At 65.8% G+C, this 17,959-nt stretch carries 14 protein-coding genes; 8 read left to right on the top strand and 6 right to left on the bottom strand.

Annotation, left to right across the window (positions count from 1 at the left end; all coding sequences use genetic code 11):
- Positions 1–16: 16 nt before the first annotated feature.
- A complete protein-coding gene (locus tag CCX87_RS18620; RefSeq protein WP_087748028.1) occupies positions 17–664 on the bottom strand; it encodes an OmpA family protein in 648 nt (215 codons plus the stop codon).
- 138 nt (positions 665–802) lie between these two features.
- Complete coding sequence (locus tag CCX87_RS21160; RefSeq protein ID WP_198314814.1) at positions 803–940, bottom strand: hypothetical protein; 138 nt, start codon at positions 938–940, stop codon at positions 803–805.
- Here CCX87_RS21160 and mltA point away from each other — a divergent pair.
- Positions 939–2,087, top strand: coding sequence for a murein transglycosylase A (gene mltA, locus CCX87_RS18615; RefSeq protein ID WP_232476445.1), 1,149 nt, complete (start codon positions 939–941; stop codon positions 2,085–2,087). The genes CCX87_RS21160 and mltA overlap by 2 nt on opposite strands.
- A 132-nt stretch (positions 2,088–2,219) precedes the next feature.
- Here the strand turns inward: mltA and CCX87_RS18610 are convergent, their stop codons facing one another.
- Positions 2,220–3,938, bottom strand: a complete 1,719-nt coding sequence (locus CCX87_RS18610; RefSeq protein ID WP_087748027.1) for an MFS transporter — start codon at positions 3,936–3,938, stop codon at positions 2,220–2,222.
- A gap of 150 nt (positions 3,939–4,088) precedes the next feature.
- Positions 4,089–4,574 (bottom strand): Lrp/AsnC family transcriptional regulator, encoded by a 486-nt coding sequence (locus CCX87_RS18605; RefSeq protein WP_087748026.1) that lies wholly within the window; start codon positions 4,572–4,574, stop codon positions 4,089–4,091.
- A gap of 167 nt (positions 4,575–4,741) precedes the next feature.
- Between CCX87_RS18605 and CCX87_RS18600 the strand changes: the two genes are divergently transcribed.
- From CCX87_RS18600 to CCX87_RS18580, 5 genes are all read left to right on the top strand, one after another.
- The gene (locus CCX87_RS18600; protein ID WP_087748025.1) at positions 4,742–8,317 is read left to right on the top strand and encodes an indolepyruvate ferredoxin oxidoreductase family protein; all 3,576 of its coding nucleotides are present in this window, start codon (positions 4,742–4,744) and stop codon (positions 8,315–8,317) included.
- A gap of 298 nt (positions 8,318–8,615) precedes the next feature.
- Positions 8,616–8,951, top strand: a complete 336-nt coding sequence (gene yajC / locus CCX87_RS18595) for a preprotein translocase subunit YajC (RefSeq protein WP_087748024.1) — start codon at positions 8,616–8,618, stop codon at positions 8,949–8,951.
- Between the two features lie 156 nt (positions 8,952–9,107).
- Positions 9,108–10,991 (top strand): protein translocase subunit SecD, encoded by a 1,884-nt coding sequence (gene secD / locus CCX87_RS18590; RefSeq protein ID WP_087748023.1) that lies wholly within the window; start codon positions 9,108–9,110, stop codon positions 10,989–10,991.
- A gap of 14 nt (positions 10,992–11,005) precedes the next feature.
- On the top strand, positions 11,006–11,956 hold the full coding sequence (gene secF, locus CCX87_RS18585) for a protein translocase subunit SecF (RefSeq protein ID WP_087748022.1): 951 nt from the start codon (positions 11,006–11,008) through the stop codon (positions 11,954–11,956).
- 25 nt (positions 11,957–11,981) lie between these two features.
- Positions 11,982–14,288 carry a DUF1631 domain-containing protein gene (locus CCX87_RS18580; protein ID WP_087748021.1) on the top strand — a complete coding sequence of 769 codons (2,307 nt, stop codon included), beginning with the start codon at positions 11,982–11,984 and terminating at the stop codon, positions 14,286–14,288.
- Positions 14,289–14,325: 37 nt separating this feature from the next.
- On the opposite strand, the gene dprA is transcribed toward CCX87_RS18580, so the two are convergent.
- Positions 14,326–15,480: a DNA-processing protein DprA gene (gene dprA / locus CCX87_RS18575; RefSeq protein WP_087748499.1), complete on the bottom strand. Its 1,155-nt coding sequence runs from the start codon at positions 15,478–15,480 to the stop codon at positions 14,326–14,328.
- Positions 15,481–15,539: 59 nt separating this feature from the next.
- The gene (locus CCX87_RS18570) at positions 15,540–16,742 is read right to left on the bottom strand and encodes a LysM peptidoglycan-binding domain-containing protein (RefSeq protein WP_087748020.1); all 1,203 of its coding nucleotides are present in this window, start codon (positions 16,740–16,742) and stop codon (positions 15,540–15,542) included.
- 200 nt (positions 16,743–16,942) lie between these two features.
- On the opposite strand from CCX87_RS18570, the gene def reads away from it, so the two are divergent.
- Both def and CCX87_RS18560 read left to right on the top strand, forming a co-directional pair.
- The gene (def, locus tag CCX87_RS18565; protein WP_087748019.1) at positions 16,943–17,452 is read left to right on the top strand and encodes a peptide deformylase; all 510 of its coding nucleotides are present in this window, start codon (positions 16,943–16,945) and stop codon (positions 17,450–17,452) included.
- Entirely contained in the window at positions 17,449–17,949 is a 501-nt protein-coding gene (locus tag CCX87_RS18560; protein WP_335622371.1) for a hypothetical protein, read from the top strand. Before def ends, CCX87_RS18560 begins: the two co-directional genes overlap by 4 nt.
- Positions 17,950–17,959 lie beyond the last annotated feature (10 nt).

The raw sequence follows: 17,959 nt of genomic DNA, 5'->3' as shown, positions 1-17,959 counted from the left end.
CGCAAGCGCCTGCGCTTTAGCCGCGGGGGCGCTCGCCTACATAAATCTCGACCCGGCGATTGCGGCTGCGGCCTTGGGCGGTGTCGTTGGTGGCAATGGGCTGGCGCTCACCCATGCCTTCGATCGAGATGCGGCGCCCATCGATGCCCCGGCCCGTGAGGTAATTGCGCGTACTGGCCGCACGGTCCAGCGACAGCGGGTTGTTCACGGCATCGCTGCCGGTGTTGTCGGTGTGGCCGATGATGCGTACGTCGGTGTTCGGGTTGTTGCGCAAGCCCTCGGCGAAACGGTCCAGCACCGGTGCGAAGTTGGACTGGATGTCCGAGCGGCCCACGGCAAAGGAAATGTCGCTCGGAATGTCCAGCTTGAGCTGGTTGTCCTGCGTCTGCGTCACGGCAATGCCCGTGCCCTGCGTGGCCTGCTCCATTTCGCGCTTTTGGCGCTCCATGTTCTGCGACCAGATGTAGGTGCCCAGGGCGCCCACACCGGCACCCACAACGGCGCCTGTGCCCGCGCGACCACCCGTGGCCGAGCTGAGCACGGCACCGGCCAGTGCGCCCACGCCGGCGCCCGTGGCGGTGCGCCGCTGGGTATCGGTCATCTCGGCGCAACCGGTGGCCAGGACGACAACGGCGACGACGCCGGGAATAAAGTATTTGCGCATGGTGAGGCTCCTTGTAAATGATGGGACGGAATGCAAATCCGATGGTGAGTCGGCAGTGTTCACTCTACGCCTTCACCAGGGTATCGGCCAGCACGAACGCGCCATGTAGGACGAAAGCTTGCGATTTCGGCGCTGCGCTCATGGCGCGGGCGGATCGGAGTCTTTGTCGGGCGGCGGCGTCAGTTCACCGCGTTTACGCCCCGAAAACATCGTCCACCAGACAATCAGCGCGAGCACCACCAGCGCCAGCAACGCTTCAAGCAAAATCAGCCCCATGAAATTGACACTCCTGCGCCTTGTGATGACGGCGCTGATTGTAGGAACGCTGGCTGCCTGCTCCACCGCGCCCGCACCAAGCCCCGCGCGACCCGGGGCCATCCCTGCCCCCGGTGACACGGCCATGCCAGGCGATACCGGGCCACTGCCGCCGGCCCTGGTGCAGCCCAAGAGTCGCTGGGTGCCGGTGCGCTGGGCCGAGCTGCCCGGTTTTGCCGACGACGCCCTGCACGAAGCCTGGAACGCCTGGATCAAGGGCTGCGAGCGCCCGGCGCCCGCCTTTGCCCCCCTTTGCGGCGAAGTGCGCCAGCTCAGCATTGCCAGCACTGACGAGCAGCGCGCCTGGATGGTGCGGCGCCTGCAGCCCTACCGTGTCGAAGCCGCCGACGGCAATGCCGAAGGCCTGCTCACCAGTTACTACGAGCCCATGATCGACGCCGCCCGCCAGCCCGGCAACGGCTACACCGTGCCGGTGTACGGACTGCCCGTCGGACACGGCGCCCGCAAGCCCTGGTTCACACGCCAGCAGATCGACACCCTGCCCGAGGCCCTGGCCGCGCTGCAGGGGCGCGCCATTGCCTGGCTGCGCGACCCGGTCGAATCCATGGTGCTGCACATCCAGGGCTCGGGCCGCCTGCAGATTACCGAGGCCGATGGCCGCATTACCACCGTGCGGGTGGCCTACGCCGGCACCAACGACCAGCCCTACCAGAGCGTGGGCCGCTGGCTGCTGGACCAGGGCGCCACGCGCGATGCCACCTGGCCCGGTATCCGCGCCTGGCTGAATGCCAACCCGCAGCGCACCAACGAGCTTTTGTGGAGCAACCCGCGCTACGTTTTTTTCCGCGAAGAGCCCTTGAGCCCGCTGGACGCCCAGTTTGGCCCGCGCGGCGCGCAGGGCGTGCCCCTCACGCCCGGCCGGTCGATTGCGGTGGACCGCCAGAGCATTCCCTATGGCACGCCGGTGTGGCTGGCGTCCAAGGGCCCGCAGGTGTCGATGCAGCGCCTGGTGATGGCGCAGGACACTGGCAGCGCCATCGTGGGCGCGGTGCGGGCCGACTATTTCGCTGGCTGGGGGCCCGAGGCGGGCGAACTGGCCGGGCGGCTCAAGCAGGGCCTGCGCCTGTGGGCCCTGTGGCCGCGCTGAGCGGGCCGCAGCGTGTTGCCTTGGGAGGCCTGCGCTCAATATTTGAGTAAAAATGGCCTCTAGCCCTTGCTGAATAAGCGCTAAAAGCTATGGTTTTGATAGCTTTTTTGGGCAACAAGCCCCGCTGTCGTTTCAGCGCTCCATCAGGTAGCGCACCACCACGGGAGGCGATTCGCCCCGGTGAAACGCCAGCTTGCGCTCGCGCAGCGCCACATCGGAGGCGGTCACCCGGTCGAAACGGCGCAGGTGCTCGGTCCAGGACTCGTCCACGATCTGCTCCACATAGCGCGCCGGGTCGGCCAGGTCGTGCAGCAGGTCGCACGACAGCGCCCCCTGGCGCAGGCGGCTGCGGCGGCTTTCCTGCATCAGTGCGCGAAATTCTGCGGCGCGCGCCGGGTCGATGGTGTATTCGATGGTGACCACCACGCGCCCGGCCTGCGGCGGCGTGGCCGCCACCGGGGCCTTGAACGCCTGCGAGGGGCTCAGGTCTTCTTCCGTGTGGCGATCCGTCACCAGGCGCTGCACCAGGGCCATGGCGGTCACGCCCGTCAGCGCTGCCAGCGCCAGGCTCAGGTGCACCGACGTCACCGTGGCCACCTGCCCCCACAAGGCGGCCCCCAGCGCGGTGGCGCCCATGATGGCCATCTGAAAGATCGACATGCCCCGCGCGCGCACCCAGTTGGGCAGTGCCAGCTGGGCCGACACGCTGAGCGAATTGGCCGTGGTGATCCAGGCCATGCCGCCCAGCACCATGGCGGGCACGGCCACATAGACATTGGGCGCAATGGCCATCACCGCCATGGCGGCCGCCTGCAGCAGCGTGCCGCGCATCACCAGCACATCACGCGCCATGGCCTGGCGCAGCCGAGGCAAAAACATGGCGGCCACAATGGCGCCCGCCCCCATGGACGCCAGCAGCAGCGTGAACGTGCCCGCACCCCCGCCGCCGAGCCCCCTGGCCACCAGCGGCAGCAAGGCCATCAGCGCCGTGGCGTGCAGGAAGAACAGGGCGATGCGCCAGAGCACGGCCCGCATGCGCGGCGACTGGCGCACGAACTGCAGGCCCACGCGCATCGCGCTGGGCAGCTTTTCGCGCCCCAGCGGGCTGGGCACATGGGTGCGCTTCCAGCGCATGATGACCAGGCCAGACAGAACCGATAGCACGGCATTGAGCACAAACACCCAGGCGCTGCCAGCGCTGGCGATGATGGCACCCGCCAGCAGCGGGCCGATGATGCGCGACGCGTTCATGGCCACGCCGTTGAGCGCCAGGGCCGCCGGCAGTTGCGGACGGCTTACCAGCTCGGGCACGATGGCCGAGAACACCGGCCAGCGCATGGCCAGGCCGATGCCGTTGGCAAAAGTCAGGGCCAGCAGCAGCGGCGCCGTCATGCCACCCACCAGGATCGCCGCGCACAGCACCAGTGCCACGGCGGCCACCCAGAACTGCGTGGCGATGAAATAACGGCGCCGGTCCAGGATGTCGGCCAGCGCGCCGCTGGGCAGGCCCAGCAAAAACACCGGCAGCGTGGAGGCCGACTGCACCAGCGCCACCAGGATGGGTGAGGTGGTGAGCGTGGTCATGAGCCAGGCGGCCGCCACGTCGTTCATCCACATGCAGGTGTTGGCCGCCACCCAGGTGAGCCACAGCATGCGAAACACCGGCACCGTCAGGGGGGCCAGGGGCGAGAGCGAGGCCCGCTGGGCGGCGCTTTCGCCCAGCGTGGCGGTGGCGGCCTGTTCAGCGTCCAGGGCGGCGGCGGCCGCTTGTGCCGGCGGCCGGTTGGCCGCGGGCGGCGGTGCGGCAGGGAAGACGCTGTGTGCGCTGTCGTGGGGTGGCTGTGGGGGCATGCCCCGCCATTGTGCGGTGTCCGGCCCGCCAGCGCAGCGCCTGCCTTGGCGACCCGCAACAGCCCATGGGCTTGCACCGATCAGAATTTGATTAAAAACAGCCGCAAGCCCTTTACCAGAAAGCGCATGTAGCTATCTAATAAATAGCAATCAGGTGCGCGCCCGTGCCAGTTGTGCCAGGGGCAGGGCGCCGCTGGCTTTCACCTCGCCCAGCGAAAAACTCGTGTGCATGTCTTTCACATTGGGCAGGTTGAGCAGCACGTCGCGGGCAAACAGCGAAAAGCTGTCCAGGTCGCGCGCCACCACCTGCAGCTCGAAGGTGCCGGTGCCGCTGATGTAGTGGCACGACACCACTTCGGGAATCTGGCGAATGGCCTCTTCCATGGCCCGCGTCAGGTTGCCGGTGCTGCGGTCAGCGTCGAGCCGCACAAAGGCCAGCACGCCCAGGCCGATCTTGTGCCGGTCGATCTCGGCGTGGTAGCCCTTGATGTACCCGGCCTCCTCCAGCGCCCGCACCCGCCGCCAGCACGGCGCGGCCGACAGCCCCACCCGCTGGGCCAGCTCGGCATTGGTCAGGCGGGCGTCGGCCTGCAATTCTTGCAAGATGGCGAGGTCGTATTTGTCTAAATTGTTCATGTTGTGGCAATTTTAAGAAAGATCCTTTCTGAATCAAGGGTAAACACGGCATAAAAACGAAAGCACATATCCGGCGCGCCTGCCTAAACTGCCTGCAAGCCATCTATTTCGACGCCCGCTGCCGCCCACAAGGTGGTGGCAGGGCCGCCATCCCCACGGAGACAGCCATGAACGCCCCCTTGCCCGAATCGATCCGCAGAGCCCTAGAGACTGTCACCCTGGAGGACAAATACACCTTGGGCGAAGGCCGCGCCTTCATGAGCGGCGTGCAGGCCCTGGTGCGTCTGCCCATGCTGCAGCGCCAGCGCGATGCGGCGGCGGGGCTCAACACGGCCGGCTTCATCAGCGGCTATCGGGGCAGCCCGCTGGGCACGTACGACCAGGCCCTGTGGGCCGCCAAGAAGCACCTGGCCGAGAACCACATCGTCTTTCAGCCCGGCGTGAACGAAGAGCTGGGCGCCACGGCCGTCTGGGGCACGCAGCAGCTCGATCTGTACCCGCAGAGCAAAAAGTTCGACGGTGTGTTCGGCATCTGGTACGGCAAGGGCCCGGGCGTGGACCGCTGTTCGGACGTGTTCAAGCACGCCAACATGGCGGGCACGGCAAAGCATGGCGGGGTGATCGCCATCGCGGGCGACGACCACATCAGCAAGAGCAGCACGGCGGCGCACCAGAGCGACCACATCTTCAAGGCCTGCGGCACGCCGGTGTTCTTCCCCAGCAGCGTGCAAGAGATTCTGGACATGGGCTTGCACGCGTTTGCCATGAGCCGCTTCTCGGGCGTGTGGTCGGGCATGAAGACCATCCAGGAGGTAGTGGAGTCGTCCAGCAGCATCCACATCGACCCCGACCGCGTGAAGATCATCACGCCCGAAGACTTTGCCATGCCCCCCGGCGGCCTGCACATCCGCTGGCCCGACGCGCCGCTGGAGCAGGAAGCGCGCCTGATGGACTACAAGTGGTACGCGGCCCTGGCGTACATCCGCGCCAACAAGCTCAACTACAACGTCATCGAAGGCAAGCAAGACCGCTTCGGCATCATCGCCAGCGGCAAGGCCTACAACGACACGCGCCAGGCCCTGGTGGACCTGGGCCTCGATGACGACACCTGCCGCCAGCTGGGCATTCGCGTGCACAAGGTCAACGTGGTCTGGCCGCTCGAAGCCACCATCACGCGCGACTTTGCGCAGGGCCTGCAAGAGATTTTGGTGGTGGAAGAAAAGCGCCAGGTCATCGAGTACCAGATCAAGGAAGAGCTGTACAACTGGCGCGCTGATGTGCGGCCCAACGTGCTCGGCAAGTTCGATGAGCCCGAGGGTGACGGCACAGGCGGCGAATGGAGCATGCCCAACCCCAGCCAGAACTGGCTGCTGCGCGCCAAGGCGGACCTCACGCCCGCCATCATCGCCAAGGCCATTGCCAAGCGCCTGAAGAAGCTGGGCGTGCCCGCCGACATCGTGGCCCGCATGGAGGCGCGCCTGGCCATCATTGAGGCCAGTGAGCGCGCCATGACGTCTCTGTTGGTGGACACCGGCGAGCGCGCCCCGTGGTTTTGCAGCGGCTGTCCGCACAACACCAGCACCCGCGTGCCCGAGGGCTCGCGCGCCGTGGCCGGCATCGGCTGCCACTACATGGCCAACTGGATGCCCGACCGCAACACCTCCACCTTCACGCAGATGGGCGGCGAGGGCGTGACCTGGGTGGGCCAGGCGCCGTTCTCCACTGACCAGCATGTGTTTGCCAACCTGGGCGACGGCACGTACTTCCACAGCGGCCTGCTGGCCATCCGCCAGGCGATCGCTGCGGGGACCAACATCACCTACAAGGTGCTCTACAACGACGCCGTGGCCATGACCGGCGGCCAGACGGTGGGCGAGCGGCCTGAGGGCCATTCGGTGCTGCAGATCATGAACAGCCTGAAGGCCGAAGGCGTGGCCAAGCTCGTGATCGTGACGGACGAGCCGGACAAGTACGACGGCGTGGCCCTGGCCGACGGCGTGACGGTGCACCACCGCGACGAACTCGACACGCTGCAGCGCAAGTTCCGCGAGATCAAGGGCTGCACCACCATCATCTACGACCAGACCTGCGCCACCGAAAAGCGCCGCCGCAGGAAGCGCGGCACCCTGGCCACGCCCGACAAGACCGTGGTCATCAACGAACTGGTGTGCGAGGGCTGCGGCGATTGCTCCACCAAGTCCAACTGCCTCTCCGTGGAGCCGGTGGAGACGGAGTTTGGCCGCAAGCGCCGCATTAACCAGAGCACCTGCAACAAGGATTACTCGTGCGTCAATGGCTTCTGCCCCAGTTTTGTGACGGTGGAAGGCGGCCAGCTCAAGAAGCCCAAGAAGGAGAAGAAGGGCGATTTGTCGGCGCTTCCGAACATCCCTGACCCCGTGCTGCCCGTGGCTGAAAGCGCCTGGGGCATCGTGGTGGGCGGCGTGGGCGGCACGGGGGTCATCACCATCGGCTCGCTGCTGGGCATGGCGGCGCACCTCGATGGCAAGGGCGTCATTACGCAGGACGCCGGTGGCCTGGCGCAAAAGGGCGGCGCCACCTGGAGCCACATCCAGATCGCCAACCGCCCCGACGCCATCTACACCACCAAGGTCGATACGGCCAAGGCCGACCTGGTGATCGGCTGCGATTCCATCGTGGCTGCGCACAAGTACACCCTGGCCGTCATGCAGCCGGGCCGCACCTTTGTGGCGCTCAACACGCACGGCACGCCCACGGCGGCGTTTGTGAACAACCCCGACTGGCAGTTCCCCGGCGGCAACTGCGATGCCGCCATTGCCGCTGCCGTGGGCGCGGCAGGTGTGGGCAGCTTTGACGCCGAGCAGGTGGCCACCCAATTGCTGGGCGACAGCATCTACACCAACCCGCTGATGCTGGGCTACGCCTGGCAAAAGGGCCGCGTGCCGCTCACGTACGCATCGCTGATGCGCGCCATGGAGTTGAACGGCGTGCAGATCGAGAACAACAAGGCCGCCTTCGAATGGGGCCGCCGCTGCGCGCACGACCTGGCGGCAGTGCAGGCCTTGTTCCAGGCGGCGCAGGTGATCCAGTTCGTCAAGAAGCCTTCGCTGGCCGAAATGGTGGCCAAGCGCGTGGAGTTCTTGACCGGCTACCAGAACGCAGCCTATGCCGCTGAATACCAGGCCTTTGTTGAAAAGGTGAAGGCCGCAGAAGCCAAGCTGGGCAGCACCCATCGCCTGACCGAGGCCGTGGCCCGCTACCTCTTCAAGCTCATGGCCTACAAGGACGAGTACGAAGTGGCGCGCCTGCACACCGACAAGGCCTTCACGGACAAGATCGCGAACATGTTCGAGGGCGACTACAAGCTGGTGCACCACCTGGCGCCGCCCCTGACCGCCAAGAAGAACGACAAGGGCGAGCTGGTCAAGCAGCCGTTTGGCCCCTGGATGCGCAGCGCCTTCGGCCTGCTGGCCAAGATGAAAGGCCTGCGCGGCACGGCGCTGGACATCTTCGGCAAGACCGCAGAGCGCCGCATGGAGCGTGCGCTGATCGTCGAATACCGCGCCTGCATCGACGAGCTGCTGGCGGGCCTCACCCCCGAAAAGCTGCCGCTGGCTGTGGAAATTGCCAGCCTTCCCGAAGGCATCCGCGGCTATGGGCATGTGAAGGAGCGGCACCTGAAAACCGTGCGCCCGAAATGGGACGATCTGCTGGTGCAGTGGCGGGGTGGCGCGGCGGCTGCGCCCCAGCGCCAGGCCGCCTGAACAGCGGCGCGCGGGCTTTTCGGGCCATGAAAGTCGGCGCCACTGTATGGGTAATGCTATTAAATATATAGCTACAAGCGCTTGTCCATAAAGCGCTACGTGCCATTTTCATTCATTTTTTCAACTGCCACGGAGAAGTTCACCGTTGCGCGGCAAACACCCGGCGTCGGCCTGGGTCTTAGCCCTTGGGCGCGCCGCAGGGGGCCGCATACAATGCCCCGTTCCGCCCCGGCCGGCGCTTGTGAAGCGTGCCGGCGGCGCGTTTTGTGTTTTGCCCATCCATTGTGGAGTTCTGTCCGTGTTTATTTCTTCTGCTTTTGCCCAGACCGCTCCTGCCGCCGCTACGGGCGGTGGTGACATCATGTCCTCGCTCACGGGCATGCTGCCCCTGGTGCTGATGTTCGTGGTGCTGTACTTCGTCATGATCCGCCCCCAGATGAAGCGCCAGAAAGAGCACCGCGCCATGATCGAGGCCATCGCCAAGGGCGATGAAGTGGCCACCGCTGGCGGCATCGTCGGCAAGGTCACGCGCTTGTCTGAAGGTTTCTTGCACATCGAGATCGCCAGCGGTGTGGAAGTGCAGGTCCAGCGCAGCGCGGTGGCGCAGGTGTTGCCCAAGGGCACGGTCAAGTAAAGATGAACATCCCCCTGAGCGGCTGCGCCGCTTCCCCCTTCTCTCGCGCAACGCGCGGGAAGGGGGACGATGCCAGTGGCCTGGCAAAGCCAGTTCCACGGCATCCCTGGCAGGGGCTGGCGCCATGCGCCATGGACAACTGATAAGAGCGCGATCATGAACCGTTACCCGGTCTGGAAGTACGCGATCCTGGTGATCGTGCTGCTGGTGGGTGCCCTGTACACCCTGCCTAATTTCTTCGGCGAAGCGCCTGCGGTGCAGGTTTCGTCGGCCAAGGCCACCGTCAAGGTGGATGTTGAGGTGCAGCAGCGGGTGCAAGAAGTGCTGAAGGCGGCAGGCGTCACGCCCGACCTGGTGACGCTCGACGGCGGCTCGGTACGCGCGCGCCTGGATACCCCCGACAACCAGCTCAAGGCCCGCGACGCCATCCAGAAGGCGTTGGTGCCCGACCCGGCCAATCCCTCGTACATCGTGGCGCTGAACCTGGTGTCGCGCTCACCGGCCTGGCTCACGGCGCTGCATGCGCGCCCCATGTACCTGGGGCTGGACCTGCGCGGTGGCGTGCACTTCATGCTGCAGGTGGATATGCAGGCCGCGCTGACCAAGAAGGCCGAGTCGTATGCCGGCGACATCCGCACCGCGCTGCGCGACAAGAACATCCGCCATGGCGGCATCAGCCGCGATGGCCAGACCATCGACATCAAGGTGCGCGACGAAGCCACGCAGACGGCGACCCGCAACCTGATCTCCGACCAGTTCACCGACCTGCAGACCGTCAGTACGCCCGACGGCACCGAGTTCCGGCTGCGCGCCACCATCAAGCCCGAGGCCACGCGCCGCGTGCAGGAGCAGGCGCTCAAGCAGAACATCGTCACGCTGCACAACCGCATCAACGAACTGGGCGTGGCCGAACCCGTGATCCAGCAGCAAGGCCTGGACCGCATCGTGGTGCAGTTGCCCGGCGTGCAGGACACGGCCAAGGCCAAGGACATTCTGGGCCGCACGGCCACGCTGGAAGTGCGCCTGGTGGACGAAGGCACCGAAGCGCGCTCGGCCGAAGCCGGCCGGGGCCCCGTGCCGTTTGGCTCCGAGCGCTACCTGGAACGCAACGGCCAGCCGGTCATCGTGAAAAAGCAGGTCATCCTGACCGGCGAGAACCTTACGGACGCCCAGCCCGGCTTTGATGGCCAGACCCAGGAACCCACCGTCAACCTGACGCTGGATGCCAAGGGCTCGCGCATCTTCCGCGACATCACGCGCGAAAACATCGGCAAGCGCATGGCGATCGTGCTGTTTGAAAAAGGCAAGGGCGAAGTGGTCACAGCCCCTGTGATTCGCAGCGAAATCGGCGGTGGCCGCGTGCAGATCTCGGGCCGCATGACGACCGCCGAAGCCAACGACACCGCGCTGCTGCTGCGTGCCGGCTCGCTGGCCGCGCCGATGGAGATCATCGAGGAATTCACCATTGGCCCGAGCCTGGGTGCCGACAACATCGAGCGCGGCATCCACAGCGTGGTCTGGGGCATGGTGGCCGTGGCCGCCTTCATGTGCGTGTATTACCGGCTGTTTGGGGTGTTTTCCACCCTGGCGCTGTCGGTGAACGTGTTGCTGCTGCTGGCCATTTTGTCGATGCTGCAAGCCACGCTGACCCTGCCCGGCATTGCCGCCATGGCGCTGGCGCTGGGTGTGGCGATCGATTCCAACGTGCTGATCAACGAACGCATCCGCGAGGAATTGCGCGATGGCCTGTCGCCGCAGGCGGCCATCCACGCGGGCTACGAACGTGCCTGGGCGACCATCCTGGACTCCAACGTGACCACGCTGGTCGTGGGTCTGGCGCTGCTGGCCTTTGGCTCCGGGCCCGTGCGCGGTTTTGCCGTGGTGCACACCATCGGCATCCTGACCAGCATGTTCTCGGCCGTGTTCTTCTCGCGCGGCGTGGTGAACCTCTGGTATGGCCGCCAGAAAAAGCTCAAGAGCCTGTCGATCGGACAGGTCTGGAAACCAGACGCCGACACCGCTGTGGCCAAAACGAACTAAAGAGGACTGCGGCCATGGAATTTTTTCGCATCAAAAAAGACATCCCCTTCATGAAGCACGCGTTGGTTTTCAACGCGATTTCCTTCATTACCTTTGCGCTGGCCGTGTTCTTCCTGCTCACGCGCGGCCTGCACCTGTCGGTGGAGTTCACCGGTGGCACCGTGATGGAAGTGGCTTACAGCCAGCCCGCCGAACTGGCCAAGGTGCGTGAGACGGTCTCCGGCCTGGGCTATACCGACGTGCAGGTGCAGAACTTCGGCACCGCGCGCGATGTGATGATCCGCCTGCCTGTGCAAAAGGGCGTGACTTCTGCCCAGCAAAGCGAGCAGGTCATTGCCGCGCTCAAGGCGGCCGATCCGGCCGTGACGCTGCGGCGCACCGAGTTTGTCGGCCCGCAAGTGGGCGAAGAACTGGTGCACGGGGGCCTCATGGCGCTGGCCATGGTGGTGGTGGGTATCGTGGTCTACCTGGCTTTTCGCTTCGAGTGGAAGTTCGGCGTGGCCGCCATCATTGCCAACTTGCACGACGTGGTGATCATCCTGGGCTTTTTCGCGTTCTTCCAGTGGGAGTTCTCGCTTTCGGTGCTGGCGGCGGTGCTGGCCGTGCTGGGCTATTCGGTGAACGAATCGGTGGTGATCTTCGACCGGATTCGCGAGGCCTTCCGCAAATACCGCAAGATGAACACGCACGAGGTGATCGACCATGCGATCACCAGCACCATGAGCCGCACCATCATCACCCACGCCTCCACCGAGGCGATGGTGCTGTCGATGTTCTTCTTTGGCGGCCCCAGCCTGCATAACTTTGCGCTGGCACTGACGATCGGCATCCTGTTCGGCATCTACTCGTCGGTGTTCGTCGCAGCGGCCATTGCCATGTGGCTGGGCGTGAAGCGGGAAGACCTTGTCAAGGTGGCCAGGAAGGATGAAGACCCGAACGACCCCAATGCAGGGGCCACGGTCTGAGGCGCTACCGCGCTACCATTGAGACATGCCCGCCCCTTCCCCTTCCCTGCCGCAGCGCCGCCTGGCCCGCCAGGCGCGCCAGAAGTTTGTGGAAGGAATCTGCGCCGGGCTGCTCGACGTGGACAAGACGATTCTGGATTTCCTGACCCAGCTGATGTCCCAGACCGGCACGCAGCGTGAGATGCAGTCGCGGCGCGATACCTGGCAGCTGTACCAGCAGCAGCACCGCGACTGGGTGGCGAACCTGGACAGTGCACTGCGCGAGGCTCTGGCCCCCCATATCAGCACGACACGCGAGACCCGGGCCATTGGCGGCCACTTCGAGTTGCTCAGCGACGAAGTGGTGGAAAACAAGATCGCCGCCTCCCGCATGGCGCTCACGATCACCGAACAGGTCAGTCACCAGCTCGACACGGTGCGGCAGCGAACCCAGTACCTAGAAGGCCAGGATCTCGACAGCAATGACATTTTGCGCCCCGAGGCCGTCTGCCTGATCGTCGTCGAACAATGGTGCAAGGCCGGCTTGCCGCGCACGGATCTGCTGACTGTGGTGGACCCCCTGCAGCGCGACTTGGCCAACCTGCTGCAAAAGCAATACCAGGCCGTGAATGTGTTTTATGTGGAGCAGGGCGTCACCCCACAAAACGACCTGCGCTCGCGCGTGCGCCGGACCGAGGGCGGTACGGTGGCAGGCAGCGATGCCGCAGCGGCCGGACTGGCATCGCAGGCACTGACGCAAAGCCGGGAGGCCATGGCCGCCACACGCGCCGCACCACAGAGGCAGCCCCAGCAACAGGGCATGGGAACGGGAACGGCTTTCGCCACCGGCATGACCCCACTGTCGCGTGCACGCCTGCGGGCCCAGGGCGTCATGGGGCAACTGCGGCGGCTGCTCACCCAGCCCGCCACCGGCTTTGACCTGGTCAACGCACCACCCGCATCGGCCGCGCTGGCGCATGCCCTCACGGCCCACCGCGTCCAGGCTGACACCTATTACAGCGGCGTCGCCACGCTCATCGAAGACTACAGCCCGGCCGCTGTGGTGCAGCTGGCGGGCGCGGTACGGGAGCGTTCCACCGAATTGAAGAAGAAGGCCTCGACGGCAGGAGAAAAAGCCATCATCGAGGTGGTGGCGCTGATGTTCCAGAGCATTCTGGCCGAGGACCGCATTCCCCCGGCCGTGCGTGTGTGGTTTGCGCGCCTGCAGGTGCCGGTGTTGCGCGTGGCCCTGGCGGAGCCCGAGTTCTTCAGCAACATTGCCCACCCGGCCCGCCAGCTCATTGACCGCATGGGGGCGTGCGTAATGGGGTTTGATGCCACCACGATCAACGGCAGCGCCCTGGAGGCAGAGATCCGCCGCGTGGTGCAGGTGATCGAGCAATACCCCGAGACCGGACGGCGGGTCTTTCAGCTGGTGTACGACGAATTTGAAAAATTCTTGTCGAAGTTCCTGACCCAAAAGCAGGCCACCTCGCGCCTCGTCAGCGTGGCACAACAGGTGGAGCAGAAGGAAACGCTGGCGATCCAGTACACGATCGAGCTGCGCACCATGCTGCGCGATATGCCGGTGCGCGAGGAGATTCGGGAGTTCCTCTTCAAGACCTGGGCCGAGGTGCTGGCGCTGTCCGCCGTGCGCGAAGGGCCGCAGCACGCCGATACGGTCACCTTCAAGCGCACGGCGGCCGATCTGGTCTGGGCGGCCAGCGCCAAGCCCAACCGCAGCGACCGGGCTAAAGTCATCCAGAGTCTGCCAGGCCTGCTGCAACGTCTGCGGCAGGGTCTGGCGTTGATGGGGATCAATGGAGTAGCCCAGGACGCCCAGATCAAGGTGCTGACCGATACCCTGGCCGATGCCTTCCTGTCCAAGACGGCCTCCATCCCGCAGGCACACATCGACGCCATGGCCAAACGCCTGGCCAACCTGGAAGATTTCATCGGGGATGCCACGCTGGGCGACATGCCGCTCAATGCCGACAACATCGAAATGATGCTCGGTATCGATGCGTCATCCATCCACGTCATCGCCGACAACGGAGCGCCGGTGGACGACGCCATGGTGGCCTGGGCCCAGGAGTTGCAGCGGGGCACATGGTTCACCCTCGACCACAACGGCGCGTCGGCACAGGTGCAATACGCCTGGCAGAGCCAACGCAAGCAATTGCACCTCTTTGCCGCCACGGACGGCAGCAGCTATCTCATCCAGCTGCGCCGATTGGCGGCCTACCTGCAATCCGGGTTGCTAGTGGCCCAGGACGAGGAAGGCCTGACCCTGCGCGCCACGCGCGATGCGCTGGCCAAGCTGGACGCCAACCCGGAGCGGCTGCTGGGTTGATCCGGGCTGACCCGGCCGGTCCGCAGACCGGGCCCGTTCAGGCGCTGCCCATGCGTTGAAACAACCCGCCCGGAAGCCGGGCCACGGCACCGGCCAGTTCCAGCTCCAGCAGCTGCACCTGCATGGCGGCGGTGTCCATGCCTGTGCGCGCCATCAGGGCATCCAGCCCCACCGGATCAAACCCCATCGCCTGGAGCAGCGCGCTTTCGGGCGGTTTCGATGGGGTCATGCCAGGGGCGGTTGGCTGCGGCGCTGCCTCTGGAGCAGGGAGCTGCAGTTCTTCCAGCACGTCCTGCGCCGATTCCACCAGCTTGGCGCCTTGCCGTATCAGCGCATGGCAGCCGCGCGACTGGGGCGCGTGGATGGAGCCCGGAATGGCGAACACGTCACGCCCCTGCTCCACCGCCATCCGGGCCGTGATCAGTGAGCCCGATGCCAATGCCGCCTCCACCACCAGCGTTCCCTGCGAAAGGCCCGCAATGATGCGGTTGCGCTTGGGGAAATTCGCCGCCAGGGGCGGCGTGCCCAAGGGGTACTCGCTGATCAGGATGCCATGGGCGGCGATGCGCCTGGCCAGCGCCAGGTTCTGGCGGGGGTACACCCGGTCGAGCCCCGTTCCCACCACCGCAATCGTGGCGGGAACGGCGGCGCCCGCCACCGCGCTGTCCAGCGCCCCCTCGTGCGCGGCGGCATCCACCCCCAGCGCCAGCCCGGACACGATGGTGAGCCCCGCCGCATGCAGTGCGCGTGCGAACTGCCGCGCGTTGTCCGCACCCTGGGCGGTAGGGTTGCGGCTGCCCACGATGGCCAGGCAGCGTGCGGCGGGAAAGGGGTCGGCAGCCCATACCGCAGCAGGCCCGATGCCATACAGCACGAGGGGAGGATCTTCCGTCTCCAGCAGGGCCTGCGGGTAGCGCCCATCGCCCAGCGTCAGGAAGACCCGTGCGGCCCCCTCGGGCGCCGCGCTCTGGAGCCACGCCCAGGTGGTCTCCAGCTGCTGCGCCAGACCGGGCGGAACCAGGCGCAGGGCCTGCGCCTGGGCGGACGTCACGCACTGCGCCAGCGTGCCCTCGGACTGCTGAAAAATGACCTGCGGAAGACCGAAGGCCGCCAAAAGGCGGCGGGCAGTGCCGTTGCCAACGCCCGGTGTCAGCGCCAGGCGCAGCCAGCCGGCAAGTTCATCGCGTTCCATGGGGCGGGTGGAGAGGTTCTCGTGCCCGAGGCAACCGCGCGCGGGCTTCGATCCCATCCTTATTCAGGATTGATCAGGCGATCACCCACCCGCACGCCGGTGCGGATTTCCAGAATCAAGGCGTAGGAAACCCGGTCAAATGTGCGGAACACCATGACGTGGCCATTGCGCTCGCTGGGCAGCTTGATCACGGTCTTGGCTGCATCCGTCGTGTCCTTGAGGCGATCGCCCTTGGTCAGGATGTGGAGCACCTGGCCGGCTTCCATGCCGTCCTGCGTGCCCCGGTTGATTGCGATGACCTGGTTCTGCGCCGCGTAGGACACCGAGTTGCCGCCATAGATCGAGACCACGCGCGCATCGACCTTCATCTGGGGGGCGCGCGGCGTGTAGCTGACAAAGGCGCGCGCTGGTGCTGGCAGCAACCGGTCGCCGGCGCGGACCTCTTCCTTGGTCGCTGACAACTCCACGGTGGCTGGCACATAGTCGTAGGCGATACCGCCCTTGCCATCGGCCGTTTCTTCCACCGACTCGCCCCGCACCAACTCGGCCTTGCCTACGTACTGCGCCTCGTAGCCCAGGATTTCACCCGTCAGGGGATCCTTGAGGGCAATGGCATCCCGAAAAACGCGGTAGTGGCGGGACGCGCCCGGTTCCACCCGCAGCGGGCTGGACGCGTCGCCCCGCGCATAGGCCCGATCACCGTCGGCCATCAGCACGCGCTCATCCACCGTGGCGACAATGCGCGGCGCGCGCTGCAGCACCTCGGCGTCCACCACCAGCGGTTCCACCAGGAAGGGCTCGATGAGATGCGGCTTGAGCGTTGGCAGGGCGGAGTCGGCCAGGCTGTCGCTGCGCGTGCGCGGCGATACCCGCACCGTCTCAGGCGTGCCGCGGGCGCTGGTGCGAAGGCGCGCGTAACCGCCGTTTTTTTCGAGATACAGCGTCTGGCCTGGAAAGATCAGGTGGGGATTGGGCAGGGCCTGGAGGTTCATGCCCCACAGCTCGGGCCAGCGCCATGGGCGGTTCAGGTACATGCCCGCAATACCCCAAAGGGTGTCGCCACGTTTCACGACATAGGTGTCGGGCGCTGACGGCGCCAGTTCAGACAGAGGAACACCACGTTCGGCCACCTGTTGCGCCGTGGCCCGCTGGCCACTGGAAACCGGGTAGTTCTGCGCCTGGGCCGGAGCGGCCAGCATGGCGCCGGCCAGTACTGTCAATGCGCCCAGGGCGGTTCGCCACACGCTGGTGAATGCCGTCATGCTGTTCCTTTTGTGATGCATTGTGAAACGCCCCCTCTCTGGCGCCGCGGTCGATTGCGCCATGCAGGCCGCCGGGCAGATACGTTACAAACCATTTTAGATTCTCTGCTCAAGCCCTTGATCGGGCAACGAATATTGCGGCCGGGGGCTGCAGCGCCGGCCAAAAGTGGCGAAAATACCCACAGCTTTCACCTTCATCCATGGCCATTCTTCCCATTCTCTGTTACCCGGACCCTCGTCTTCACAAGGTCGCCCAGCCGGTTCAGGCCGTGGATGCCCGCATCCAGACGCTGGTGGCGGACATGCTCGCCACGATGTATGACGCCCATGGCATCGGCCTGGCGGCAACGCAGATCGACGTGCACGAGCGCGTCGTGGTCATCGACGTCTCCGAGGAACGCAACGAACCCCTGGTGCTGATCAACCCCGAGATTGTCTGGGCCAGCGCCGAAAAGCACCTGAACGAAGAAGGCTGCCTGTCGGTGCCTGGCATTTATGACGGAGTGGAGCGTTTTGATGCGGTGCATGTGCAGGCGCTGGACGCCCAGGGCCAGTCCCGCGTGATCGAGGCAGACGGACTGCTGGCGATCTGCATCCAGCATGAGATGGACCACCTCATGGGTAAGGTGTTTGTGGAATACCTCTCGCCCCTCAAGCGCAACCGCATCAAGACCAAGCTGCTCAAGCAGCAGCGGGAAGCGCGCGAGTGAGCGTTCTGCGCCGCCTCGGCATGGGCGCCAGTGTGCTGGTTCTGGCGGTGCTGCTGTCGGCCTGCGCCTCGCCCGACCGGGAAAAGCCCGGCGCCCGCCGCGCCGACGTGCTGGCCCGACTGGGCGCACCGCACAGCACGACCGCCCTGGACGGCCACCGCGAGCGCCTGCTCTATTCCACCCTGCCGGCCGGCCGCCAGGTATTTCACCTCGACTTCGATGCCACCGGCCACCTGGAACGCGTCGAACAGGTGCTGACCTTCGCCCGCTTTTCGGGCATTGCACTGGACCATTGGAGCCGGGCCGACGTGGAGCGCGCCTTCGGCCCGCCGATGCTGGTCGAGCGGGTGGCCCGCTTTGACGGCGATGTCTGGACCTACCGGTTCATGGACGACTACGAACCGCGCCTGGCGCACATCCACATCGACCGCGCCGGCACCGTGCGCCAACTGCTCTTCACCGACGACCAGCCCCCGGGCGATGACAGGGATTTCTGATCCGCCGCCG

This window comes from Acidovorax sp. T1 (assembly GCF_002176815.1).
GTDB lineage: Bacteria > Pseudomonadota > Gammaproteobacteria > Burkholderiales > Burkholderiaceae_C > Acidovorax.
Note: the sequence above shows the minus strand (reverse complement) of the source record. Positions and strands in the feature narration are given on the sequence as shown.